Below are 24,596 nucleotides of genomic sequence, written 5' to 3'. Positions count from 1 at the left end.
AGCATAAAATGACTTTAAACGCCTATTACAATCGCTTTAATCCTGACAAAGAATACGAAAAAAGTTTGTTCCTGGCAGGAAGAGGTCTACAGTCAGCAGAATTAAACGAGACTCAGGAGTATGCTCTTTCTAAGCTTAAAGGCATAGGTGATGCAATATTTCGTGATGGTGATGTTATAACAGGAAGCAATTGTATTATAGATAGAGAAACTGGTAAAGTTACGCTTGAATCAGGAAAAATCTATCTTCGTGGAGCAGTTAGAAAAGTCGAAAAAGAAGAATTTATTATTCCACTGAGTACTATAGTTCGCATAGGTGTTTATTATCTAGAATCTACGATTACAGAACTTGAGGACGAAAATCTTCGTGATCCTGCTGTTGGTACAAGAAACTATCAGGAAGTAGGAGCTGCAAGGCTTAAAGTTTCCACCATTTGGGGTTATCAAGCAGAAGGTCTTTCTCCACGTTTTTCTGAAGGAGAATTTTATCCAATTTATAACATTGAAAATGGAGTATTAATAGAACATTCACCGCCACCACAAGCAAATATAGTAACTACTGCTCTTGCTCGTTATGACAAAGAAGCCAATGGTTCCTATGTCGTAAATGGTCTTGAAGTAATGTTCCTGCAAAAGGAAGAGGGAGAAGGAGGAAAAAAAATATTTGTGATTAATGAGGGCAAAGCTCATGTTGATGGCTATGAGATTGAACTTCCTCACAGTATTCGTGTTTCTTTTGATGAAGATCCGGATATAAAATCAGTTGAATCAGAACCACATACTTTTCAGCCAAATAGCCAAAGAGTAATGGAACTTAAAGTTAATGATTTTCCAATAAGTGAAATTAAAAAAGTAGATATAACCGTTCAAAAAACCATTACCATTACTCATGGTTCATATTCAGGAGCTGTTGATCCAATACCTGACTCTGCAGTACTTGAGATTATTCAAGTTAAACAAGGCAATGTTATTTATGAAAATAGTATAGATTACAAATTAAACGCAGGAAATGTTGATTGGTCATTACCAGGTAAAGAACCAGCTCCTGGAAGTAGTTATCAAATAACTTACCGCTGTCGTACTCATGTAAGTCCTGAAGATATAAGTGAACAGGGATGCAAAGTAAAAGGAGCAGTTGATAACAGCTTGGTTTTGATTGATTACACCTGGAAAATGCCCCGCTATGATTTAATTACTATCGATAGCAAAGGGGTGGTAAGAAGAATAAAAGGAATTTCCCACTCTTGGAGACCATCGATGCCTAAAGCACCTAGCGGACAACTTTTGCTCTGCTACATTCATCAGACATGGAAAAACGGAGAAAAAGAAGGGGTAAAAATAGTGAATAATGCTATTCATGCTGTACCGATGAATGAGCTTGAAGCAATGAAAAAAGGAATAAATGATCTTTATGCGCTGGTTGCACAGGAACGTTTACGCAGTGATGCAAATTCAAGAGAACCTACAACGAAAAAAGGAGTATTTGTTGATTCGTTTTTTGATGATGATATGCGTGATCAAGGAATTTCGCAGTCTGCAGCAATAGTAAACAAAGAATTAATTTTACCTATAGATGTGGAAATTATTGATGTTGAAAGAGGTAAAGAACCTTATCTTTTACCTTATAAACTTGAACCGGTACTGGAGCAGCTTTTACAGACTAAAGGAGAAAAGATCAATCCATATCAAGCTTTTGATCCAGTTTCGGCACAAATTACTCTAAATAAAAACATTGACCACTGGACAGAGGTTACCACGAATTGGAAAAGTCCAGTAACCAGAGTATTTAATGTTAAAGAAACAACAGAGCTGCTGTCAAGTACCTCATACGAAACTGAATTTATGAGAGAAGCAGTACAGAATTTTGAAATTGAAGGTTTTGAGCCAAGTGAGAAGCTTAAAGAGATAAAATTTGACGGAATAATTATTCAACCTATAGCATAAAAATATGTTAATAGTTAACAATCAAGGACAAATAAGTGGAAAAATAAAAATCCCAGCAAATATTCCAGCAGGTACTAAATTAGTACAGTTTTATGGTGATAAAGGAAGCTATGGAGAAGCAACGTACACTGGTAAAAAAACTATTACCATAGAAGAGAGAAGAAGAGTTATCGCAGCAAGAAGAGTTGATCCTTTAGCGCAAACATTTACTTTAAATGAGAGCAGACACATAGGAGGTCTAGAGTTATGGTTTATAAATAAAGGCAAAAAACGTGTTGTTGTGCAGATTAGAGAAACAGCAGTGGGAATGCCCTCGCAGACTGTCATTGCTGAAAGTTATATTGAGCCAAAAGATATAAAGATAGATGGCACAGCAACACGTATAGAATGGTCACCAATGTTTTGCCATGCAGGAGAGGAGTATGCGATAGTACTACTTACTGATGATGCAGATACTGCAGTAAAAATAGCAGAGCTTGGCAAGTATGATGCAGTAAATAGCCGTTGGGTAACAAGTCAACCATATCAAGTAGGAGTATTACTGTCATCTAGCAATGCAAGCACCTGGACTCCACATCAAAATTTAGATTTAACGTTTCGACTACTAGCTGCAAAATTTAGTGAAGTTTCTCATGTTGTTGACCTGGGCAAAGTTACTGTAAATAATGTATCAGATTTAATTGTTTTGACGAACGTCGAAAAAGTAGCATTTGATACCAATGTAGAATTTATCTTAACAGATGAAGAGGGAAGAGAAAACTTTTTGTCTGATAATTTGCCGCTCGCGCTGCGTGAAAGAATAAATGGGGAATTAACGGTAAAAGCAAGCCTAAAAGGAAGGCGAGAAAAAAGTCCTGTTCTCTATCCTGGGTTACAGCTAGTTCTGGGTAATCTTTCAGAGTTCGGAGATTATGTTACAAGAAGCATTACAGCAGGAGCTAACACTAAGATTACCATAACATATGATGCGCTGATACCTGGCACTGCAGATGTTAAAGCATATGTACAAAAAAACGTGGATTGGCAATTAGTAAATTTAACATCAGGAAAACCAATTGGAGAAAATTTGGTAGAGAGAACTCATGTGCTATCAAATTTTAATGGTAATGATACAAGGATAAAATTGGTTTTAAGTGGAACGGTTGTCTATCGTCCAAAAGTCAAAAATCTACGAATCATTATCACTTAGCAGAATGTCAGATGATAAAACAAGTAGAGGATACTCTTTGCCTCATCCAGAAAACATTGCTGTGCAAGATGTTGTTCGTATCCGTACCACAATTAAGAAAATAGATGCAGATATTACCGAAAGAGAAGATGAGCATAATCAACTTAAGAGTAATTTTGAGCGGTTTAATTTTGAGACTTTTTTAGATTTTTGGAAATGAAAGAAGCAATATACCAAAGGATAAAGGATTTAGCAGCAAACAGCACACCTGATCAACTGGCATATCTTGCAAAATCGCTGGAATTGATAGCAGATAAAAAAGCTATTGCTGACATTGTGCAGATGACTGAGATAAAAGAGATAATTGATGCACTACAAAAGAGGCTTAAGGATTTAGCAGCAAACAGTACACCAGATCAATTAGCATATCTTGCTAAAGCATTGGAATCAATAGTCGACAAAAGTGCAGTTTCTGAAATTGTACAGATGACTGATGGTAAGCTAAAAGAACTTCTTGATAGTGCAAAAAAACACTTAACTGATCTGGATAATAAAAAAGCTAGTTCTTTAGCAGTGATCTCTGAATCAGAGAAGCAGTTATTAAAGAGAATTGATGAAAAAGGAACAACAAATTTATCGCTACTTGATACGAGAAAGAATGCCAATATTGAAGCAATAAATAGCATTAGTAATAGTCATAAAGATGGTCTTAAAGGTTTAGTAGAAGATTTTCGTGCTGTTAATAATGTACCACCTGGCTCATCAATTATAGGAGAAATAGAAACTCGAATTGAAAACATCTCTAATGAGGTAAAAACTCGGGATGAACAGTTAAAAGTGTCTCTTATAAATGAAATAAGAAAGCGCAACATGGTTGAACCAGGGTCATTACCTTTCTTATTTGGTGTACTTGGCAGAAAAAATAATTATTTTGGCCACGGAACTTTTACGACAGAGCTTGGAAAGTGGAGTAGTGATATAACAAAAACTGACTATATGTTACAACTACTAGCAGGTAGCCATACGTACAATACAGATTACGTTAGTTTTTATCGGCCAAGACAACTAAGTTTTATAGAGGGAAGTAAAGGAACATTTATTTACGGAGAGTTATGCACAAAAAGTTTTTCTGGTAGTTATGATGAGATATACTATTACCCGTATGCTGCACTTGGAGTAGTATTTGTAAAAAATACAACCAATGTGAACATAAATAAGACAATGGAATTTGTTGGATCATCTTATTCTAGTACGGAGTATGGGGGAGCAGGATTATTTGTGGGAACTCCTGATAACACTAATTCTAATAAATCAAGTATTTCAAAAATAGTATGGAAAAATGTTTACCAATACACGAGTTCTGATAGCAAGTTAGCCGGATCTGGTAATGTGGAGATTCCAGCAGGAAAAACAGTTGCAATATTACTTTACACATCATCTTACCTATGTTCCAGAACACAAGTCAGTCAAGGTATGCTTGCATCAAATTATGTACACAACTATGGTCAATTTATTCAGTGGGGGATTTATAACATACGTAGCAATGTTCTAAATACAGGACTTGAAGTAGATGTGGAGAGAACGCTAAAAGCTTGGCAATGTCCAGGATTAGAACGAACTGATCAAATATGGCGATGAGGAGGAATTTGTGACTATTTATATACGTTTTGAAAACCACAAGCAGATTGAAACAACAATACTTGAAAATAAGCCAACAGGAAATGATTGGTATGAAGCGCCAAAGAATTTTGATTGGCAAAAAAGTTATTGTTTAACAGAAGGAGGAGAAATTGCTCAGCGAAATCAAGAAGATATTGAGTTGGAGTTACTGGATAATGCAAAGCTTTCTGCACTTGATAGTATGCGTTTTTATTATGATAATCATACTCACCAATACGCAGGACATTCTTACCAGAAGTCTAAATCTTATGAGATTCAAGCGAAAGCCGCAGAGAACATCTTAGCAGCACCAGAATCTATGAATGCAAAGGATAAAGAAATTATAGAACCTTTAGCAAAAGTCCGTGGTATTACAGTTATTGAAATGGCAAGAATAATCGAAGAAAAAGTGAAAAAAGCAGTAAAAGCGATAGTGAAATGCGAGGAGTTGGAAGACATGGCGAAGAGGAAAATTGAAGAAGCTAAAAGTGAAGTAGAGCTACAGGCTTTGCTCAATGATTTTAAACAAAGAATGCAAAAAAAATGACAGAGCAATTTTTACATGGTGTAAATGTTATTGAGGTAACCTCAGGGGCCAAGGTAGTACGCACAGCTAAATCATCAGTGATAGGTGTAATTGGTACTGCACCTGAAGCAGATGGGCAAAAATTTCCACTGAATAAGCCAGTACTGATAGCAGGAAGCTTAAAAGAAGCGGTAAAACTTGGCAAAAAGGGGACTCTTTTTTCAGCAGTAAATGGAGTATTTTCCCAAATTGGTGCAACAGTAGTAGTTATTCGAGTTGAGGAAAGTGAAAACAGCGATCTAAAATTAAAAGAAGAAGAGACGCTGAAAAATATAATTGGCGGTGTTGATGAAGAAACTGGAGAATATCAGGGAATTGAGGCATTCCTCAGCAGTGAAAGTATCGTTCATGTTGCGCCAAGAATATTAATTGCACCTCAATTTACTCACCAACTACCAGAAGATGGCAAAAATCCAGTAGTTGCAGCATTAACTCCTATAGCAGAAAAACTGAGAAGCATAATAGTAGCAGATGGACCAAATACTAATGATGAAGAAGTAATAAAATGGAGAAAAAGTGTAGGCAGCTCAAGAGTTTACGTGATTGACCCATGGGTTAAGGTATTTATTGAAGGAAAAGAAGGAACCTTGCCAGCAAGCCCATTTGTAGCTGGTTTAATAGCAAAAGTAGATAGCGAACAAGGATTTTGGCACTCACCTTCAAATAAAGAGATAAATGGTATTGTTGGCACAAGCAGGCCTATTGATTTTACGCTCGGTAATACAAATTGTAGAGCAAACCATTTAAATGAAAATGAAGTAACAACGATAATTCATCAAAATGGCTATAGGCTTTGGGGAAATAGAACATGTTCAGATGATTCAAAATGGGCTTTTCTATCAGTGAGAAGAACTGCAGATTTAATCAACGATAGTCTGCTGCGAGCTCATCTATGGGCAGTTGATCGCAATATTACCAAAACTTATATAGATGATGTGATTGAGGGGGTGAATTCTTATTGGCCAATTTAAAAGCACAAGGAGCTATTATTAGCGGAAAATGTTATGCAACACCAGAACTCAATACACCAACAAACATTGCAAGTGGAAAAGTATACTTTGACTTTGAGTTTACACCACCATATCCGGCAGAACAGGTTACTTTCAGGTCACACCTTGTGAGTGGCGTAATATTGTAAAAAGGAGAGAAAGAGAGATGTTACCAAAGATCCTAAAGAATTTTAACGTATTCGTTGATGGTCGAGGTTATGCTGGTCGTATCGATGAAATTAGCCTACCAAAACTTGCGATAAAAACTGAAGAATATCGCGCAGGTGGAATGGATATACCAGTCAGCATTGACATGGGCATGGAGAAATTAGAAGCAGAGCTCACTTTTTCTGAATATGACTCTGAGCTCTTTAGGCTTTTCGGTTTGATAGATGGGAATTCAGTAGCTTTGACACTCAGAGGTGGAATGCAAGGGAGTGGTAGTAACGATATTGAAGCTGTAGTAATCAATCTCAGGGGAATATTCAAAGAATTTGATTTTGGTAGCTGGAAACCTGCTGAAAAAGCCACTCTCAAATGCACTGTAGCTGCCCATTATTATAAACTTACGATAGGTGGTAATGAACTGATAGAGATCGACGCTGAAAATATGATTAGAAAGATAAATGGCGTTGATCAAATGGCCTTTCTGCAAACGATTCTAGGGATCTAATATGGTTGACAAAATTACATAAAAATGTTAAAATATAAGAAGTTGTAGGTATATAGTTAATATGGATTCTAAAGCTCATACAAATTCCATAGAGCAGCTAACTGGTTTACTTGTTAGTGTAGCACAATCTCAAGACAAGTCCGTTTTAAAGTTATTAACTGAATTAATGGAAGAAGAAATTGAAGATATGGAATTATCTAAGATTGCTGACGAACGCTATAAAGAAAAGAGGGTTAAACATCAAGATGCCTTCTGGGATTAAGCCTTACAATATAGACTATTCAGAATCTGTTATAAAGAAAGACATTCCGGCTCTTCCAGCAAAAGTAAAGTTAATGATTAAGAAGGCAATAATGGAGCGTCTAACAGCTGATCCAATTGGACTTGGAAAGCCATTAAAGCACAACTTAAGCGGGCAACGTAGTCTACGTGTAAGTACCTACCGTATACTTTATTACATAGATGCGCCAGAGCATACAGTAGTTATTACTTCAATTGAACATAGGAAAGATTCTTATCAAAGCTAACCCTATTTATAGCACCATAGTTATAACAAAGAAATTAGTTATGTAAAAGCCGATATAGACTTTTATTTAATTAACTTTTTAAGGAGGAACATGCAAGCTATAACACTTAATAACCCAATAACAGTTGATGGTATTTCTGTCTCAGAACTTACTGTTAGACGTCCAAAAGTTAGAGACTATTTGGTAATAGAACGCCTTAATGGTAGTGACCTAAATAAGGAAGTAACTTTGACTGCCAATTTGACATCAGTTGCAAAAGAAGCGATTGAAGAGTTAGATATTGCTGATTATGTAAAAGTGCAAGAGGTATTAAAAGATTTTTTTTCACCAATTATCCAAAAAACTTGAGGTCAGAAGTAACCGAGCTCAGTTCTATTATTGGTAGTGGAATTGAGCCTTTGCTTGATATGGAAATTAACGAATTTATCTTATGGCATGAAGCAGCGAGGAAGGTACAATGTCAACGTTATCTATAAAAATCGGAGCAGTCTTAGATGGCAGTTTTAATACTGTAATAAAAGGAAGTAGTAGTCAACTTACTCATCTTGGTGAGAATATAAGAAAGCTTGACTCATCTTTAAAATCAGTATCAAAGTTTAAGCAGTTGGGTCATGATGTTTTGACTAGCAAGAGGTCATGGAAAGGTTTTGAGGATCAAGTAAAATCTTTAGCTAAACAAATGAAAGCGATAGAGAAACCAAGCAAAACTTTAAAAGCTGAGTTTGATAAAGCTAAGTTTTCTGCAACAAAAGCAAAAGAAGCATATTTGAAAAAGAGAGATGCTTTACATTCATTTAATGAAGAAGTAAGAAAAAGTGGAAGAAATATTAAGTCATTAGTAAGTGATCAATATAAACTTGGTTCTTCTATTGAAGTGCTAAAAGGTAAGTATGGTAAGCTTGGGTCTGCAATACGTAGTCACCAAAGTTTTTTAGCAAGTAAAGCACATTTTAAGTCACAAATTATAGAGACTATTGGGCTAGGTCTTTCGCTTGCAGCTCCAGTTAAAGTTGCGATTGATTTTGAATCGGCTATGGCTGATGTTAAGAAGGTAGTAAAGTTTGATAATAAAAAAGATGAAGTAACTAAATTTGCTGAAGGGTTAAAGGAAATGTCAAGAACAATACCATTATCAGCCGCAGAATTAGCACAAATAGCTGCAAGCGGTGGTCAACTTGGTATCAAGAAAGAAGATCTTTTTAAGTTTACAGAAACAGTAGCAAAAATGTCTACAGCATTTGATATGTCTGCAGAGCAAGCAGGTGATTCCATAGCTAAACTTTCTAACGTCTATGGAATTGATGTTAGTGAAATGGAGCATGTTGGTAATGTAATCAACCACTTATCAGATAACACTGCTGCTAAAGCAAAAGATATGGTTGAAGCTCTAGCAACAGTTGGTGGTACTGCAAAGCAGTTTGGATTAAAGTTTGAACAAACAAGCAGCTTAGTAAATGCTTTTATTAGTTTAGGTAAACAACCAGCAAAAGCTGCAACTGCTATAAATGCACTGCTTAGCAAACTTCAAACTGCTGAAGGTCAAGGAAAAGAATTCAAAGCAGCACTAGAAGAAATGGGCATAACCGCGGAAGAAATGGTACAAAGGATCAGTGAAAGCGGAGAAGAAGCACTACTTCACTTTTTTCAAACTCTAAAGAAAATGGATAATCAGGAACGTTCTACAATCCTGATGAAACTTTTCGGTCAGGAATATCAAGATGATATTGCATTATTAGCTGGAAGTTTTAATAAGTATGAGGATGCAATAAAGTTACTGGCTAATACAGAAAAGTACGGAAGCTCTCTGCAAGAAGAATTCAAAAATCGTGCAGACACTACAGCTAATAAATTACAATTACTTAAAAATGCAATAGTTGAAGCTGGCATGAATCTAGGGTCAGTAATGTTACCTACCTTGAATTATGTAGCTGGAAGTTTGAAAACAATAACAGAGCATATAGCTTCTTTTGCAGAAAAATATCCAACTTTAACCACGACGATCATGGGTACTGTAGCAGCTTTGATAAGTTTAAAAATTGCAGCAGTAGGACTAGGATACGGATTTACATTGCTAGGAAGTACGATTTTTGGTCTGAAAGCAAACCTACTTGGAGTATTTTCATTTTTATCAGCTACAGTTTTTCCTGCAGTAGTAACAGGACTAAGAGCAATAACGCTTGCTGTAATGAGTAATCCTATAGGGCTTTTAATTGCTGGACTTGTTACTGGCGCAGCTCTTGTTATCACTAACTGGCAAAAGGTGAAAGACTTTTTCTTTAGCTTTTGGAAATCGATAATAAAACCCATAGAAGAAACTTTTTCATGGATAGGGGAAAGTGTATTTGGAAAAGTATTAGGGAATAGCCCACTGAAAGAGTTTGAAAAAAGAAAAACTGAAGTAAAAGCAGTACATAGTCCCCTAAAGAGTAATATTCTCAACAGTGGAAATCCTTTGCTAAGTAACAGTATAATTAAAGAATTTTCCAAGAGAAATCAGAATAATTTCAGAATCAAAAGCCTTATTGAGGAGAAAAAGTTTACAGAGAGCGATAATGATAAGATATTTGCAGATTTTGGAAGGAGTAAATTTGAAAATAAAGAACAAAATAAAACTCAGAACATCACTAATAATTACACTATCAGCATTAAAGCAGAGCCAAATCAAGATGTTCGTAGTCTTGCAGATGAAGTAATAAAAAGGATAAGAGAAAAATCACGTGATGCTTTATTTGATACAGTAGAGACGTTTTATTGATCAACTATGTTTTTTAAAATTTTTTATTTGTGTTATCTCTTGGTCCATATAAATTTACTCCGATAAGTTTGAAGTATAGTAAAGAAAATCGTTGGAGTGTAATTGAATGTATCGATAAAATGCCGTCACTACAAAATATTGGTCGAGGAGTGGAAAATGTAGATATAGAAGGAGTTATTTACCTTAATATTCTCAACAGAGTAAATCAATTAAAGAATATGAAAGAAGCTGAAAAACCGCATGTTTTAGTAGATAGTCTAGGTAATATTTTAGGACAATTCGTAATTACTAGGTTAGAAGAAAAGCAGATGTATTTTTTACCTAATGGACTACCAAGAAAAGTTGAATTTAGTTTGAGTTTGAAGAGCTATAGATGACTATATATTACTTAACTAAAGAAGGAGAAATGCTAGATCTAATTTGCTGGAAACATTATGGATTTACCGATGGAATAGTGGAGGAAGTATTGCTTAAAAATCCAGGCCTTGCAGAACATGGAAGTTTTTTACCGGTAGGACTAAAAATTAAATTGCCTGTAACAGAAAAACCTCTACAAAAGTCAAAATTAAAAGTATGGGAATAAATGCAGCCAGATTTTATAATAGATAAATGTGAATCAATTAAAGATAGAGTTATATCATTGCGCCTTACAGATGAATCTGGGACAATAGACGATGTAGTTGAAGTGTGTGTTAATTACAGAGATGAAAACTTAAATATTCCGAATGAATTGAATATTTCTTTAGGGTACAGGGAAACCGGAGTGATGCCTATGGGTATATATACAGTTAATGAGATTACGGTGCAGAACCCACCAAAGACTTTACTCATAAAAGCTCATGCAACAAATTTGAAATTATCATTAAAGGAAAAAATATCCAAAGAATGGAATCAAATTACTCTAGGTAACTTGGTTAAGGAAATAGCAGAAAAGCATGGATATGGGTACAGAGTTGCAGAAGAGTTTGAAAATGTGTTGATTCCATATATTAACCAAATAGAAGAAAGTGATATAAGTTTATTAACAAAAATAGCAATAGAATACGGAGCAATGGCAAAACTAGCTGGCGGATATATACTCTTTATTCCAAAAGGCAAAGCAAAGTCGGCAACTGGAAAAGCTTTAGGAACAACAGCTATTAGACCTCAAGACACAATAAATTGGAAAGTGCACTTTACAGTGAGCAGGTACACCTCGGTAATTGCGAAATGGCATAGCTATGAAAAAGGTGAAACTATGTCAGAAACAGCTGGCACTGGTAGTCCAAGTTATACTATACAAACGCTTTACTCTAATGTAGAATCAGCAATCAGTGCAGCAAATGCTAAGTTAAAACAACTAAAGCAAAATAATGCAGTATTGGATATCACTATGCCTGGTAATCCAGAACTATTTGCAGAGGCGAAACTTAGCTTATTAGAATTTCATCAAGACATAGATGGTGAATGGGTAATCGACAGAGCAGAACATGTGTTAGATAGTTCAGGTTATCGCACTGTGTTATCAGCATCAACGTTAAAGAAAAATCAGTAAAACAAATGTTTAATATTGAAAAAGGTATTGAATATGAATAGAGACTCAAGAAATAAGCTACATTTTTGGTGGTTTATAGTAACAGTAGTATGTGTTATTATTACTTATTGCTATATGAAAGCAAAAGCTACAGATAATTATAAAACAATATTACAAATTGCATCTGAAAATTGTAACTTAGAGATTGTTAAATTCTCAGTAGAAAATTTGTTAGATACTAGCGTACAGATTAATAAGTTAACAGCATTACATCATGCATCTGATTCTGGGTGTCTAAGAATTGTTGAGTTTTTAGTGAAAGAAAAAGCAAATATAAATGCTACAGGTGGGTATATGGGATGGACAGCTTTGCACCATGCAGCAGATAAGGGACATTTGGAAATCGTTGAGTTTTTACTAAGCAAAGGAGCAAATCCTACAGCTACAGCTCAAGACGGAAGAAGACCTAGAAATATGGCTGTAGTGGAATCGCGACACAATAAAAATAACAAACATTACGATAAAATCATAAAGCTACTTGCTAAAGCAGAGGATCAATACGAATCAACAAAAAGTAATCACTAAAGCTGTAAGTTTTCTATGATCTCTATATAAATCCTCAAACTATCCATAATAGATTAATACTTTCACATGAAAAAGCAAAAAATCCCAATAGCGGTAATAATAACAATAGTTCTACAGACTGTAGGATTCATATGGTGGTTGGCAAAACTTGACTTACGTGTACACATCCATGATAAATTTATAGAAAAAAACCAAGGACTAATCGAAATAGTCTATCGACTTGAAGAGAGAGTGAAAAACCTCACTGAAGAAGTCAACGAACTTGAAGCTATTCACAAACACAAATAAATTTTACAGTGACAAAGTACATTTTATCTGTAGATGGAGGTGGCATTAGAGGGATAATACCTGCCATTATTCTAGCAGAAATTGAATCTAGGACAAAAAAGCCAATTTCCCAGATTTTTGATTTAATGGCAGGAACCTCAACCGGTGGGATTATTGTTGCTGGACTTTGTAAAAGCAATAAACTTCAATACTCTGCCAATGATTTGGTTGAACTTTACCAAGAGTATGGAGCATATATCTTTCAATCATCATTTTGGAGAAAATCAATTGCTTCTTGGCTGAGTGGTTCTCAGTACTCATATAGAAATATGGAATTTATTCTCAACAAATACTTTGGTGAAAGTACTATGGCCGATGTTGCGAGTAATCTACTACTCACCAGTTATGACATTCACAATAGTTGTGAATTTTTCTTCAAAAGTTGGAAAGAAAAAAACATTAAGTTGAAAGATGCACTCAGAGCTACAACAGCTGCTCCAACGTACTTCACACCAAAACGTCTGAAAATTAGCCAAACAGAGAGAGTATTGATAGATGGTGGAGTGTTTGCCAATAATCCAGCGGCTTGTGCATATGCAAGTGGTAAGAGGTTATTTCCAAATGATGAGATTATACTGCTATCAATAGGCACTGGTGGAACAGATAGAAGTATAAAGTATGCTAACTCAAGGAAATTTGGCAAAATAGGGTGGATCAAGCCACTACTGAATGTGATGTTTGCCTCTGGATTGGATTGCGTTGATTATCAACTAGAACAAGTAATAGATGATAAATACATAAGAATACAATCGCAATTGAAAGTAGCATCGACTGAGATGGACAATATTACACTCAAAAATATCAAATCTCTTCAGCAAGAGGCAAATGCAATGATAAAGGACAACCAGAAATTAATAGATAAACTTTGCGATTTCATATCTTAATTTATACCAAGCAAAATTCAACTGAGCCAAAAAAGTTGGTTAGCAAATTCTACTGGTTAAATCATTAACTAACTTTACTTATATCTTAAACACATTCAATTTTCACACTCACCCAACTCATCAGCAGTTAGGCCACTTGCTCGCACAATAATATCAATAGCAACACCTTCCTTAACTAGATCTTTTGCAATCTTGATTTTCTCTGCTTTTTTAACCTTTTCTTTACCAGTTTGCATTCCTTCAGATAAAGATCTGGCTACCGTATCCAGTAATTCTTGATCCTCAATTTTTTCGCATTTACCTATAAACCCAAAAACTGGCTCATTTTCATATTCTGTTAGTCCAAGAGCTTTAATGTTAACTGATAATGTCTTTGCTATCTTATATAATATTTCAATTGGAATGTCTGTATATCCTCGTTCATAGTCGTGTATTTCTTTAGGTGTTGAACCTATTTTATTTGCCAAGTCCTCCTGAGTGTATTCCCGTATTAATCTCTGCTCTTTTATCCTTTTCCCCACTTTGTAGAGTATAGAATCAGTACAAATTTCTTTCTCTATATCATCATATTCATAAGTAGATAAGCGAGTCACTTGGGAAATAATATCAACTGAAACTCCTTCTTTCACTAGATTCTTTGCTACTTCTATTTTCGCTTCTTCTTGGCTAATTTTCTCGCTAATATATACAAACCTTACTAATGGATACAGCTTCTTGCGTAATTCCTGATCCTTAATTTCTCTATGTATTTTTGTTAGATAGACTATTTCTTTATCCTCATCTTCATACCAACTGTTTTCTCTTAGTACTGTTGGTACTGGAAGTAGATCTATAACATTAACTGATAATGCTCCTGCTATTATATACGATTCTTTGATTGTAATAGCCTTGCACCCTAGTTCAAAGTTATGTATTTCCTTATATGTTAAACCAATTTTGCTTGCTAATTTTGCCTGAGTATACCCTTGTACTATCCTACAACCTTCTATTTTTTTCCCCAGCTCGTAGCTCAATATGCTCTGAATTATCATAGATAAATCCTCTAAAAGCTGTTTTTCCTACAGAAGCAAACATATATTCTATCACAAAAAAATCCACTATTGGCTAAGTTTTTATGAAATCACAAAAATTCCTCAATCATATAATTTGATAAGCCTGTCGTTTGCAAGATAATATCAACAGAAATTCCTTCTTTCACTAAATTCCTTGCAACTTCAATCTTCTTTTCCTCTCTGACCTTTTCTCTACAAACATGTATACCTTCAAATAAAGACTTGATTAGCATATCGCGTAATTCCCGACTCTCAATCTTTTTGTATTCTTCTATCAACTTTGATAGCTTTTCTTCCGCTTCACTATCCTCATCTGATTCGGGAAGTAGATCTATGATACTGATTGATAATACCTTTGCTATTTCATCTAACATTTCAAGTGAGACAGCAGCTCTCCCTTGTTCATACTCGTATATTCCTTGATTTGTTATGCCAACTTTATTCGCTAAATCTTTTTGTGTATATCCTCGTATCAATCTCCACTCTTTTATCCTTTGCCCTACTTTGTATGGAATGGGAATTTTGTTCTCCTCACACTCACCAATAGATAAGTTAGTTGTTCGAGAGATAACATGAGCAGAAACTCCTACTTTCATCAAACCCCTTGCTACTTCTATTTTTACCGCTTTTCTGCTTCTTTCCTCACTCAAACGAATAAATTTGGTTAATAAATAAAATACCTCGCTTAATTCTTTATCTTTATAACCCTTTACTAAATTTAATATTTCTTCATCTTCAAAATATCTTTTTTCATTTGGTAGCGTCTCTCCACAAACTAGACCTTTAACATTTACTGATAATGCTTCTGCTATAGCATATAATTTCTTAATTGGAATTTTACGACTCCCTTTTTCATATTGCAGTATTGCCCAGTACTTTACACCAACCTTCTCCGCTAAATCCTTCTGAGTATACCCTCTCTCTAACCTCCAATTTTTTACTTTTTGCCCTACCTCACAGTCTAGACTTTTTTCCATACAAAGAACCATACATATAATATTTTCTACTATAGCTCAAAGGCTCCAGATATAATGGGGAGAGTAGACCAGTGGAACTTCCCCTACCAGTCTCTCGCAGAACTGTACATAAACCTCTCAGCTTATACAGCTCCCATTATTTAGCCTTTTTGACCCTAAACCTAGTGTCCAATGATAGAAAATATTTGGAGACCTATCTCTCACCTTTCCTAGAAATTGTCTTGCTAGTCTTCCGTGACTCCTGAGTCTCTTATATTTCCTTTTGACCCACTTTTCTAGATGCCGCTCTACATTCTTTAGAGATTTGTAGACCTCAGTTCTGTAAAATTTGCCATAGTACTGATACCAGCCTCTGACTATTGGATTTACTTTTCCTGATATCTCCTCTAATGTTATATGCGTATTTCGTAGCATTTTCCATGATCTTATGGTTGTAGTAATCTTTTTCTTGGCCTTGTTGCTAATTGCTGGGAGAAATGAAACAAAATGCTTCCCTATTTTATTTCTTGCTAACCTGGGTCTGAATGTGTAACCCAGAAAATCAAAACTTTGTTTAGGAAATTCATCTCTCCTATTGTCATCCTTACAGTACACTATCTGTGTCTTTTTAGGATGTAATTTCAACCTATACTCAGCCAATCTTTCTTCGATCATTACTTTCACAAATCTTGTCTGTTTCTCTGTTCTGCAGTGCACTATCGCATCGTCCACATATCTCTCAAATGGTACCGTCGGATAGTTCTTTTTCATCCATATATCAAACACATGATGCATGAATATATTAGAGATGATTGGGCTAACTGAACCTCCTTGCGGAACTCCTTTATCCCTAACTACTTTACTGCCATCTGCAAGTTGTATAGGGGATTTCATCCACCTTTCAACATATAGTATGACCCATTTGCAGTCTGTGTGTTTCTTGATAGCCTGAAGTGCTAAGTCGTGATCCAGATTGTCGAAGAACCCTGATATATCAAGGTCTACCACCCAATCGTACTTCCAGCATCTCTTACGCGCTGTATCTACCGCATCCAATGCTGATTTATTCGATCTATAACCATATGAATCCTCATGGAATTTTGGCTCCACTAACGGTTCGAGATACATTGTTGCTGCTGTTTGCGCTATCCTATCTGATACTGAAGGAACACATAAAATTCTTTGTCCTCCTCCCATATCTTTCGGTATTGCTACAGCTTTTACAGGCTCTGGAAAATAACTTCCGGATGTCATACGATTCCATAGTTTGTATAGATTATCTTTTAGATTTTCCTCAAACTTTGTTATCGAAACCCCATCTACACCAGCAGCACCTCTATTTTTCGATACTTGTTTATAAGCTCTCCAAATAAGTTGCTTTGGTATATCAAAAGACTTTGTTTTATTCATTAACTCCTCCCTTTCGGTTGATAAATAACTAAAACTAAATAACTCAGCTCCTTCGCTCCATTTCCATTACAGAAACTTCTTCACTACTACGAGCTGATCCGCCCCTGTTTTCCGCATCGGTACTCTCATCCTCAGAGATCAGCTCCTTGGATTTCTCCCTTATCATCGAAACGACAGGTTCCCGCAGTTCCACGCAATAGCCCAAAATAGATTCATGCCACCTCTATGCCGGACGCCATCTATCCAGTAAACAAGCTCCCGATAGATTTATCCCAGGTTAAGTCTAACCCCTGGTTTTGACATCATCCAATTCCTTTCGACACTTTATCAGTGGTTCATTTTCATTCATCTCTCTATTTTACACATGACGCATATTTGCGCCTTTTCCATAACGCTCACTACCTTAGCTTTTTACCAAAGCAGCTTATGGTTGTTTGAAGCCTGCTCTTGTAAGCCGGCTCCGAGGGGCCCACCCCCATCTATTGCGTAGCTTTTGCACTTAGTTTGCTCTTACTTGAACATTCCTTGTGTCTCTACGGCACACTAGACTCTGGAACCTTAAAATAAATGAATTAAAGCCCCCTAAAAGTTTCTTTACTATTTTCACGTACTTTATCTACCCATGAAGACAATTTTTCACTTGGGCTATCAACCTCCTTCATAAGCTGCTTGCTATTCCATATGCCACATCTCATAAAACTTCCCTTTTCTACTGCTTCTTTAAGTTTTACTCCAGCAAAAAGACAATTTTTTCCTATTTCTTCGCCTCTTTCTTGTAATTTAGACCACATTTCCTTATTTTCTACTCTGACTTGTACTTGATCATATTTTTTTACATCGTGGTACAATATAATATCTAGCTTACCAATGCTTGTAGGAAATTCTAATATAATAGAGCTTCCATCTGACATATCGATATAGTTTCTTATACCTCCCTTCTCACTTTTAACCTCAACTGCATCATTGCCAATTTTTAAAATATTACTTCCTAACTCTCTCAGTATTTTGGCTACCTCTACCTTGCTATCCCCAGAAAATTCTATATACGATGTTGTATTATCTATTTCAACATCTATTAATTCTCCTTCTTGCACAGCACTTTCTCCAGCTTTCTCTAGTTCTTCTAGTCTCTCATCTATCTGTGGCTGAACTTCTGGTTGTAGCTCATTATAGATTTCACCTATCAATTTATTCTCCAATAAAGTATCATGAAACTCTGCACCGTTTAGCATTAGTTTACGTATTAGCTTTTTACGATCAGCCTTATCAAATTTATGAAAATGTGTACCCAATATTACATACTCAGCAAAGCTCCATTCCCCATCATTACATGCATTTAGCCTTTCTCCAGATGCTAATACTTGGTCTATGGCTTTATGCAATTCATTTACGCTTTTTGCCTCTACTACAGAACTCTTAAACCAGCTTAACTTTTCACTTTCGCTTGCACTTGGCTTTATTTTTTTCAAAGCTGAAGTAAATGGATTTAAATATTCTGCTTGATCGTTTAAAGGTTTTGTACCATATATATAATCAAGCCCTTTTCCATAGTTGATTTGAACGTCTCTATTAGAGGAGGGCACTTCTCCAGGTTTTTTAGCCTTATTAATTTTGCCTACAAAGGTGGATTGCTCCTTAGTACGACCAATTCCTATAATCGCATTTGATATTTCACCCTTTGATAATCTATCAAGATCAACATTTAATTCGTAAACACCTCCTTCTTGATCATCAAAAGGTACAATTATTTTATTAACCATATTAGCCTCCGCTATTAAATATACTTTACTAAGTCTACAACCGACTTTATTACTTTATTATTAACTTAATATATACTTTTTCATTAATTATAAGCAATAATTAATGCATTTACAAATACTTTCTTCATTCAAGTAGTTAAACAGCTCATGAAAATCTTCAAACATCTCCTTTATAACAGTCCTTGCTCTTTAAAGCTAAAATACCCAACACTTGTGATGATAATATGATCCAGTAACCTAATCCCTATAGTCTGACAAGCTTTAGCCAAGTCTTTAGTTACAGCTTCATCCTCATCAGATGGCTTTAACCTTCCTTCTGGGTGGTTATGCGATATTATTATTGACGTCGCTTTTCTTATTAATGCCTTTCTTGTTACTTCTCTTATGTAAAAAGGTACCTTATCTACTGTACCAGTAAACACTTCTTCCCCCTTTAAACGGCACTTTTGATCAAAATATATTATTTTCATCTTTTCCTCCTCTGAATAGCCAATACTCACCCTTAAATATTTTACTATGGTTTCCAAGTTATCCATTACAGGTCCTTTCTTTAACTCTTCTCTTGGTACTCTCTTTGAAGCTTCCTTTAGGCATAAAATTACTGCTACTGTAGAGTCAGTTATCCCTTCTATAGTTTTCAAGTCATCTATTTCCTGGCCTAAAACTCCTCCTATTCCAAAACTATCTATTAGCTTTCTAGCAATAATTCGAGCTTCTTCCCTGTCATGCACTGCACTTAGAAACGTTTCTATTACTTCACGATCAAGTAGTGCTTTACCGTTGCTTTCTAATGCTCTGAATTCTATTTCTTCTCTACGATCCTTACTGTTTTCCTTATTATTCATAAAAATTACCCTTCACTAATAACAAAATGTTTTTATATATTTACTGCTGTTTTTTGTCAGCATTGGCATAAAGCCATAGCTTTTGAGTGAAGTCAAATCAATTTTTAAATCTTTTTTACTTATTTTTTCATCAAAAAGTAAAGATATTAATAGATACTGATTTTTTTATTTTAAATTTGTTGAATTTCGTCTAAAGAGATGCCTACTGTTTTTAAAATAATATTGATAGAAATTCCTTCCTTAACTAAATTCTTTGCAATTTTCATCTTTTCTGCTCTTTTCACTTTCTCTTCGCAAATTTGTATGCTTTTAAACAGAGATTTCATTAGTGCATTACGTAGTTCTTGGCTTTCAATCTTTTTGTATTCTTTTATTAAATCAGGTACCACTTTATCATCTGCATCTTCTGTTAGCTCAAGTAGGTCGATAATATTAATCGATAATGCCTTTGCTATCTCATATAATTTATCAAGTGGAACAGCAACCCTTCCTTGTTCATAATTGCTTATTTCGTCACGTGTTGTACTCATTTTCTCTGCTAAATCCTTTTGAGTATACTCCCGTACTGCCCTACACTCCTTTATCTTTTTTCCTATTTTGTAGTATATATAACCTGTTTTTTCTTCAACACATTCATCAGCAGAGAGGCCAATTGCCTGTGAAACAATATCAACAGAAATCCCTGCTTTAACCAGGCCCTTTGCAATTTTTACTTTCTCTGCTTTTTTACTACTTTTCTCACCAACTCGGGTAAATTTTGTTAGCAAGTAAAACACCTTGCGCAACTCTTGATCATTAATCGTTTTATATTTTCTTACTAGATTGAATATTTCCTCTTCTTCGTTTTTAAGGCAAATTGAATAAGATCTATGATGCCAACCGATAACACTTCTGCTATAGCATACAATTTCTCAATCGAAATTTTACGTATTCCTTTTTCATACTGTAGTACTATTTGATATGTTACACCGATTTTTCCCGCTAAATCTTTTTGAGTATATCCCTTTGCTAACCTAAAACTTCTTACCTTCTCTCCCACTTCGTGATCTAAAGAATTAGTATAGCTAACGGTCATTCTTTTTCATAACCTGCCATTTTAAAAGTTTTAGATAGAAATTTTGCTAGCATATGTTACCTTTGTTGAGAACTAGTATATTAAATGCCTATAATGTGACAAGCTAAGAAGTTCACACTTTAAATAGGTATCTTTGGAGGCTGCTAAATCATAAATCCATTTTTGGCATTTTAATATATCTTATAGAAGAGTTGATAAAAAGATCTACAAAAGGGCGTCTAAGGTGCATACTAGGGTTATCTATGAAGATAATTTTTCCCAACTCTTGAAATTTTGCTAACTTTAATAGGCTTTAGTATAAAAACGTTGTATATTTCTTCACAATTGTGTATAATTATCAATGCTTTTTACGTACTCTTGCTATGGCTCTTTCAAAGTTTCTCGACCCGAAGAATGATGTCGCATTTCGCCGTATCTTTGGTACTGAAAAGAATAAAGACATCCTCATTCACTTTCTCAACGATATTCTGGGCTTTACTGGCAAAAACGCAATACAGGATATAGAGTTCTTAAGTACTATTCAAGACCCTGATATTGCCTCTAAAAAACAAAGTATTGTTGATGTCCTCTGTAGAGATTCTTCAGGTGTTCAGTACGTTTGCGAGATGGTGCGACCTGAAAGTCTTCGGTCATATTGTTTAAAAGGAGAGGAATTCATTCAGAAAGAAACTGAAAGGATTCTAAAACTTATTAAACCAGATGTTTTGCCGTCTGAGTCTACGCATCAGTGCGAATCGGGCAACCGGTTGGTGCCAAGCGATGCGGACAATGAACCTCCTCTTGAAAAAGAAGATGCTCAATCGTGAGAGGGGCATAAACTGCAAGCATCATGTGGTTGGAGGGCTAGGCTAGTGGTATGGTGAACGTAAGTGAAGCTTTATAAGTACCGATACGATGAAAGAGCTAAAGATGCTGATAAGCTCTGACCAAAAGGTAATGTGGATAAGTTACATTTTTCATTTCTAGATGTACGCAAATAATAACTCCACCGGTATAGAGAAGCCACCTAACCCACTGTTGTATGACTGGAGAAACAGGGTAAGCCTGTATTTTCGCCTACATGGCAAGCAAACCGCAAGGAATGCTGATGGAAGTGCAGGTAAAGGAGAATGGAGAAAGCGAATGCCATTTTGTAACGAAATGGATAGAATTTGTAACATTAATTCGCGTGAAAACGAGCAGACTTCCATTTGGTCCCTCGTGACAAGAAACTTTGTTAACCACTTAAGGTAGGAAAGCAGATGATTACAAGTAAACCTGTAAGTGCATCTACCGAAAGCTTTGAAGCATGGAAGCAATTGCCATGGAAGAAATGCCAGAAAGTTATTGTGAGGCTACAAAGACGTATTGTTAAGGCTGTCCAAGAAGGAAGATGGGGTAAGGTAAAAGCTTTACAACATCTTCTCACACGCTCTTTTAGCGGAAAAGCTTTGGCTGTTAAGAGAGTAACTGAAAACCAAGGAAAAACCACAGCAGGTGTAGATCGTCAACTATGGTCAACTTGCAATGCTAAATTTCAAGGAATAAAGCAGTTAAAGCAAAGAGGATATAAACCTTCTCCGCTAAAACGGATTTATATCAGTAAATCTAATGGCAAAAGAAGACCTCTTGGAATACCCACGATAAAAGATAGAGCCATGCAAGCATTATATCTGTTTGCTCTGGAACCGATAGCTGAAACGATCAGTGATCGTCACTCCTATGGCTTTAGACCTAAAAGATCCTGTGCAGATGCTACAGTAGCTTGTCATTTGTTACTGGCAAGTCGTAATCAACTACAATGGATACTTGAAGGTGATATCAAAGGATGCTTTGACAACATTAATCATGAATGGCTTATGAAGCATATTCCTATGGAGAAAAAAATTCTGCATAGTTGGTTAAAAGCTGGCTTCCTAGAATCAAAAACTCTGTATCCCACAACTGCAGGTACCCCGCAAGGTGGTATAATTTCTCCAATACTAGCCAATTTAGCCTTAAACGGACTTGAAAAGTTATTGGAAAGTCGATTTGGTAAACTCGGCAGTAGAAAAAGAAACAAAATCAGAAGTGGAGTGAATGTAATCAGATACGCAGACGACTTTATTATTTCAGGTTTCACACATGAAGTACTGGAAAAGGAAGTTAAGCCTTTAGTATCATCTTTTCTTCATGAGCGAGGTTTAATTCTGTCAGAAGAGAAGACAAAGATTACATCTATCACAACAGGGTTTGACTTTCTTGGTTGTAATGTACGTAGATATAATAAGAAGTTAATTATTAAACCTTCGAAAGAAAGTATTAAAAGACTTCTTAATAAAGCACGTACATTGATAAAAGCAAATATAGCGAACACTCAGGCTATAGTAATTAAGTCACTCAACTCTCTACTGAGAGGATGGGGAAATTACTATCACCATGTGTGTGCTAAAAAAGCGTTTAGAAAGATCGACAATGAAATTTGGCATAGTTTATGGAAATGGGCAAAGAAAAGACATCCTCGTAAAGGATTACGTTGGATAAAGAATCGTTACTTCAAAGTAATGGGTCAACGACAATGGGTCTTTGCTGCACCCCTATGCAAGAACAAACCAAAAGAGATACGGTATTTAAGACTGCTTAAGCTGATTGATATACCTATCAGACGACATGTTAAAATCAGAGCGGATGCAAATCCCCTTGACTTAAAATGGAAAAAGTATTTTGATGAGAGAGTGAAACGAACAAGAATGTTAGCAAGCTCTTTCTCAAGAGAAGGTTCTCTACTGTTGGTGTCACCATTAAGAATGATGTTTCCTGAGGAATCATGAAGGACAAGCCGGTTCTAGAAAAGAAGAACTTAGATAAGGGGCTCAAGCGTAGTGTGGGGAAACCTGCATGCTGCGTTTCTAAGGGAGGGGGTAGTAGTAATACTGCTTCCTTACCTGACCAGTTTACTAAGACCAAAGGCTTCGAAAAACGTGCTCAATATTATGCTGCTAAAGCCTACTCAAGTCAAGCTGATCAAGGTGATAATTATCATAATCTCAAGGAAATTATCTTCATAGCTGTTGCTGATTGTATTATTTTTCCAGATAAGGCTGAGTACAAATCTAATCATGTCATTTTAGATCAAAATAGCTTTGAACATGACTTAAAGGATTTTTACTTTGTATTCATAGAACTACCAAAATTTACAAAGACAAAAGAAGACCAATTAGAAAATATAGTAGAAAAATGGTGTTACTTTTTTCGCTATGCAGGAGAAACAAGGGAAGAGGATCTAGATAAGATAGTTGGTAGTGACGTAATAATAAAACGAGCTTATGAAGAAATGAATAAGTTTAATTGGTCAGAAGAAGAGTTACTAGCATATGAACAAATGAAAAAACGCATAATGGATGAGGTAGCTGCTTTAGCTCAAAAATTTGATGAGGGCCTTAAAGTAGGTCAAGAAAAAGGTAGACAAGAAGAAAAAATTGAAGTAGCAAAAAACTCACTCAAGGCCGGTGTATCTATTGATGTTATAGCTCAAATTACCGGTCTCTCTCATTCTGAAATTTCACAACTCAAAGAAAAAACATAATATTCCTACTTATTCACTTTAACACTTATAAAAACCTTTTCTAAGTTAGACATGTCCCCTAATTAAGAATCTAGTGAACTGTCTAAAATGGCTATAAAGATTGCACATAGAATTATATAAATTACTATCATAACGTTACCCTCTTATTCAGCCTTACATATTAAAGATATATACCGTAAGTTTAATATTGATAGTACATTAACCATTTATTTCCCAATTCTAGTCTTGTACTTCTCATTCCTACTTCATCCATGTTAGTATTAGAACCATCAAACTTGCTAAGGGGATCTACCACCTCCACTTTAAATTCTATTATAAGCTTTTCACTATTTGGCATATTATACC

General features: G+C 35.4%; 24 protein-coding genes and 3 pseudogenes. 20 read left to right on the top strand and 7 right to left on the bottom strand.

Annotation, left to right across the window (positions count from 1 at the left end):
• The first annotated feature begins 8 nt into the window (after positions 1–8).
• The 17 genes and pseudogenes from AAGD65_RS02665 (at position 9) to AAGD65_RS02585 (ending at position 13,609) form a co-directional block, all read left to right on the top strand.
• Positions 9–1,943, top strand: coding sequence for a DUF4815 domain-containing protein (locus tag AAGD65_RS02665; protein WP_341810994.1), 1,935 nt, complete (start codon positions 9–11; stop codon positions 1,941–1,943).
• A gap of 4 nt (positions 1,944–1,947) precedes the next feature.
• A complete protein-coding gene (locus AAGD65_RS02660) occupies positions 1,948–3,132 on the top strand; it encodes a hypothetical protein (RefSeq protein ID WP_341810993.1) in 1,185 nt (394 codons plus the stop codon).
• A 4-nt stretch (positions 3,133–3,136) separates the two neighbouring features.
• Positions 3,137–3,331: a hypothetical protein gene (locus AAGD65_RS02655; RefSeq protein WP_096097256.1), complete on the top strand. Its 195-nt coding sequence runs from the start codon at positions 3,137–3,139 to the stop codon at positions 3,329–3,331.
• Positions 3,328–4,749 carry a hypothetical protein gene (locus tag AAGD65_RS02650; protein WP_341810992.1) on the top strand — a complete coding sequence of 474 codons (1,422 nt, stop codon included), beginning with the start codon at positions 3,328–3,330 and terminating at the stop codon, positions 4,747–4,749. The genes AAGD65_RS02655 and AAGD65_RS02650 overlap by 4 nt, the downstream gene beginning before the upstream one ends.
• 10 nt (positions 4,750–4,759) lie before the next feature.
• The gene (locus AAGD65_RS02645; protein WP_264688657.1) at positions 4,760–5,317 is read left to right on the top strand and encodes a hypothetical protein; all 558 of its coding nucleotides are present in this window, start codon (positions 4,760–4,762) and stop codon (positions 5,315–5,317) included.
• Positions 5,314–6,494 (top strand): annotated as a pseudogene (locus AAGD65_RS02640) (phage tail sheath subtilisin-like domain-containing protein). Before AAGD65_RS02645 ends, AAGD65_RS02640 begins: the two are co-directional and overlap by 4 nt.
• A 17-nt stretch (positions 6,495–6,511) precedes the next feature.
• Positions 6,512–7,018 (top strand): phage major tail tube protein, encoded by a 507-nt coding sequence (locus AAGD65_RS02635; protein WP_143688799.1) that lies wholly within the window; start codon positions 6,512–6,514, stop codon positions 7,016–7,018.
• Positions 7,019–7,079: 61 nt separating this feature from the next.
• Entirely contained in the window at positions 7,080–7,280 is a 201-nt protein-coding gene (locus AAGD65_RS02630; protein WP_007303020.1) for a hypothetical protein, read from the top strand.
• On the top strand, positions 7,264–7,545 hold the full coding sequence (locus AAGD65_RS02625) for a type II toxin-antitoxin system RelE family toxin (protein WP_143688798.1): 282 nt from the start codon (positions 7,264–7,266) through the stop codon (positions 7,543–7,545). The genes AAGD65_RS02630 and AAGD65_RS02625 overlap by 17 nt, the downstream gene beginning before the upstream one ends.
• 90 nt (positions 7,546–7,635) lie before the next feature.
• Positions 7,636–7,893 (top strand): phage tail assembly protein, encoded by a 258-nt coding sequence (locus AAGD65_RS02620; protein ID WP_264374790.1) that lies wholly within the window; start codon positions 7,636–7,638, stop codon positions 7,891–7,893.
• A 109-nt stretch (positions 7,894–8,002) separates the two neighbouring features.
• Positions 8,003–10,300, top strand: coding sequence for a phage tail tape measure protein (locus AAGD65_RS02615; protein ID WP_265017162.1), 2,298 nt, complete (start codon positions 8,003–8,005; stop codon positions 10,298–10,300).
• A gap of 29 nt (positions 10,301–10,329) precedes the next feature.
• Positions 10,330–10,677: a phage tail protein gene (locus AAGD65_RS02610; protein ID WP_230609191.1), complete on the top strand. Its 348-nt coding sequence runs from the start codon at positions 10,330–10,332 to the stop codon at positions 10,675–10,677.
• The gene (locus AAGD65_RS02605) at positions 10,674–10,883 is read left to right on the top strand and encodes a tail protein X (protein ID WP_064085527.1); all 210 of its coding nucleotides are present in this window, start codon (positions 10,674–10,676) and stop codon (positions 10,881–10,883) included. Before AAGD65_RS02610 ends, AAGD65_RS02605 begins: the two co-directional genes overlap by 4 nt.
• A complete protein-coding gene (locus AAGD65_RS02600; RefSeq protein WP_230609189.1) occupies positions 10,884–11,834 on the top strand; it encodes a contractile injection system protein, VgrG/Pvc8 family in 951 nt (316 codons plus the stop codon).
• A 33-nt stretch (positions 11,835–11,867) separates the two neighbouring features.
• Positions 11,868–12,398, top strand: a complete 531-nt coding sequence (locus tag AAGD65_RS02595; RefSeq protein WP_230609188.1) for an ankyrin repeat domain-containing protein — start codon at positions 11,868–11,870, stop codon at positions 12,396–12,398.
• A 66-nt stretch (positions 12,399–12,464) separates the two neighbouring features.
• Positions 12,465–12,686: a hypothetical protein gene (locus tag AAGD65_RS02590; RefSeq protein ID WP_015589022.1), complete on the top strand. Its 222-nt coding sequence runs from the start codon at positions 12,465–12,467 to the stop codon at positions 12,684–12,686.
• 8 nt (positions 12,687–12,694) lie between these two features.
• Complete coding sequence (locus AAGD65_RS02585) at positions 12,695–13,609, top strand: patatin-like phospholipase family protein (protein ID WP_264706846.1); 915 nt, start codon at positions 12,695–12,697, stop codon at positions 13,607–13,609.
• A gap of 95 nt (positions 13,610–13,704) precedes the next feature.
• Here AAGD65_RS02585 and AAGD65_RS02580 read toward each other — a convergent pair whose 3' ends face one another.
• The 6 genes and pseudogenes from AAGD65_RS02580 to AAGD65_RS02555 all read right to left on the bottom strand — a co-directional run bounded on the left by AAGD65_RS02580 (position 13,705) and on the right by AAGD65_RS02555 (position 20,707).
• The gene (locus AAGD65_RS02580) at positions 13,705–14,640 is read right to left on the bottom strand and encodes a helix-turn-helix transcriptional regulator (protein WP_341810990.1); all 936 of its coding nucleotides are present in this window, start codon (positions 14,638–14,640) and stop codon (positions 13,705–13,707) included.
• A gap of 89 nt (positions 14,641–14,729) precedes the next feature.
• Positions 14,730–15,638 carry a helix-turn-helix domain-containing protein gene (locus AAGD65_RS02575; RefSeq protein WP_264374906.1) on the bottom strand — a complete coding sequence of 303 codons (909 nt, stop codon included), beginning with the start codon at positions 15,636–15,638 and terminating at the stop codon, positions 14,730–14,732.
• A gap of 117 nt (positions 15,639–15,755) precedes the next feature.
• Positions 15,756–17,027: a group II intron reverse transcriptase/maturase gene (gene ltrA, locus AAGD65_RS02570; protein WP_264377358.1), complete on the bottom strand. Its 1,272-nt coding sequence runs from the start codon at positions 17,025–17,027 to the stop codon at positions 15,756–15,758.
• 572 nt (positions 17,028–17,599) lie between these two features.
• The gene (locus tag AAGD65_RS02565) at positions 17,600–18,787 is read right to left on the bottom strand and encodes a hypothetical protein (protein ID WP_264376223.1); all 1,188 of its coding nucleotides are present in this window, start codon (positions 18,785–18,787) and stop codon (positions 17,600–17,602) included.
• Positions 18,788–18,957: 170 nt separating this feature from the next.
• Positions 18,958–19,632: a RadC family protein gene (locus AAGD65_RS02560; RefSeq protein WP_341810989.1), complete on the bottom strand. Its 675-nt coding sequence runs from the start codon at positions 19,630–19,632 to the stop codon at positions 18,958–18,960.
• A 170-nt stretch (positions 19,633–19,802) separates the two neighbouring features.
• Positions 19,803–20,707, bottom strand: a pseudogene (locus AAGD65_RS02555) (helix-turn-helix domain-containing protein).
• Between the two features lie 362 nt (positions 20,708–21,069).
• On the opposite strand from AAGD65_RS02555, the pseudogene AAGD65_RS02550 reads away from it, so the two are divergent.
• The 3 genes and pseudogenes from AAGD65_RS02550 to AAGD65_RS02540 form a co-directional block, all read left to right on the top strand.
• Positions 21,070–21,315: pseudogene (locus AAGD65_RS02550) on the top strand (PD-(D/E)XK nuclease family transposase); the annotation flags it as partial.
• Between the two features lie 633 nt (positions 21,316–21,948).
• On the top strand, positions 21,949–23,496 hold the full coding sequence (gene ltrA, locus AAGD65_RS02545) for a group II intron reverse transcriptase/maturase (protein WP_341810988.1): 1,548 nt from the start codon (positions 21,949–21,951) through the stop codon (positions 23,494–23,496).
• Positions 23,493–24,251, top strand: a complete 759-nt coding sequence (locus AAGD65_RS02540) for an Rpn family recombination-promoting nuclease/putative transposase (protein ID WP_264690050.1) — start codon at positions 23,493–23,495, stop codon at positions 24,249–24,251. The genes ltrA (AAGD65_RS02545) and AAGD65_RS02540 overlap by 4 nt, the downstream gene beginning before the upstream one ends.
• A gap of 181 nt (positions 24,252–24,432) precedes the next feature.
• Here AAGD65_RS02540 and AAGD65_RS02535 read toward each other — a convergent pair whose 3' ends face one another.
• Positions 24,433–24,588: a hypothetical protein gene (locus AAGD65_RS02535; RefSeq protein WP_167495309.1), complete on the bottom strand. Its 156-nt coding sequence runs from the start codon at positions 24,586–24,588 to the stop codon at positions 24,433–24,435.
• Between the last annotated feature and the right edge of the window lie 8 nt (positions 24,589–24,596).

This window comes from Wolbachia endosymbiont (group B) of Chesias legatella, assembly GCF_964026945.1.
In the GTDB taxonomy this organism is placed as follows: domain Bacteria; phylum Pseudomonadota; class Alphaproteobacteria; order Rickettsiales; family Anaplasmataceae; genus Wolbachia.
Note: the sequence above shows the minus strand (reverse complement) of the source record. Positions and strands in the feature narration are given on the sequence as shown.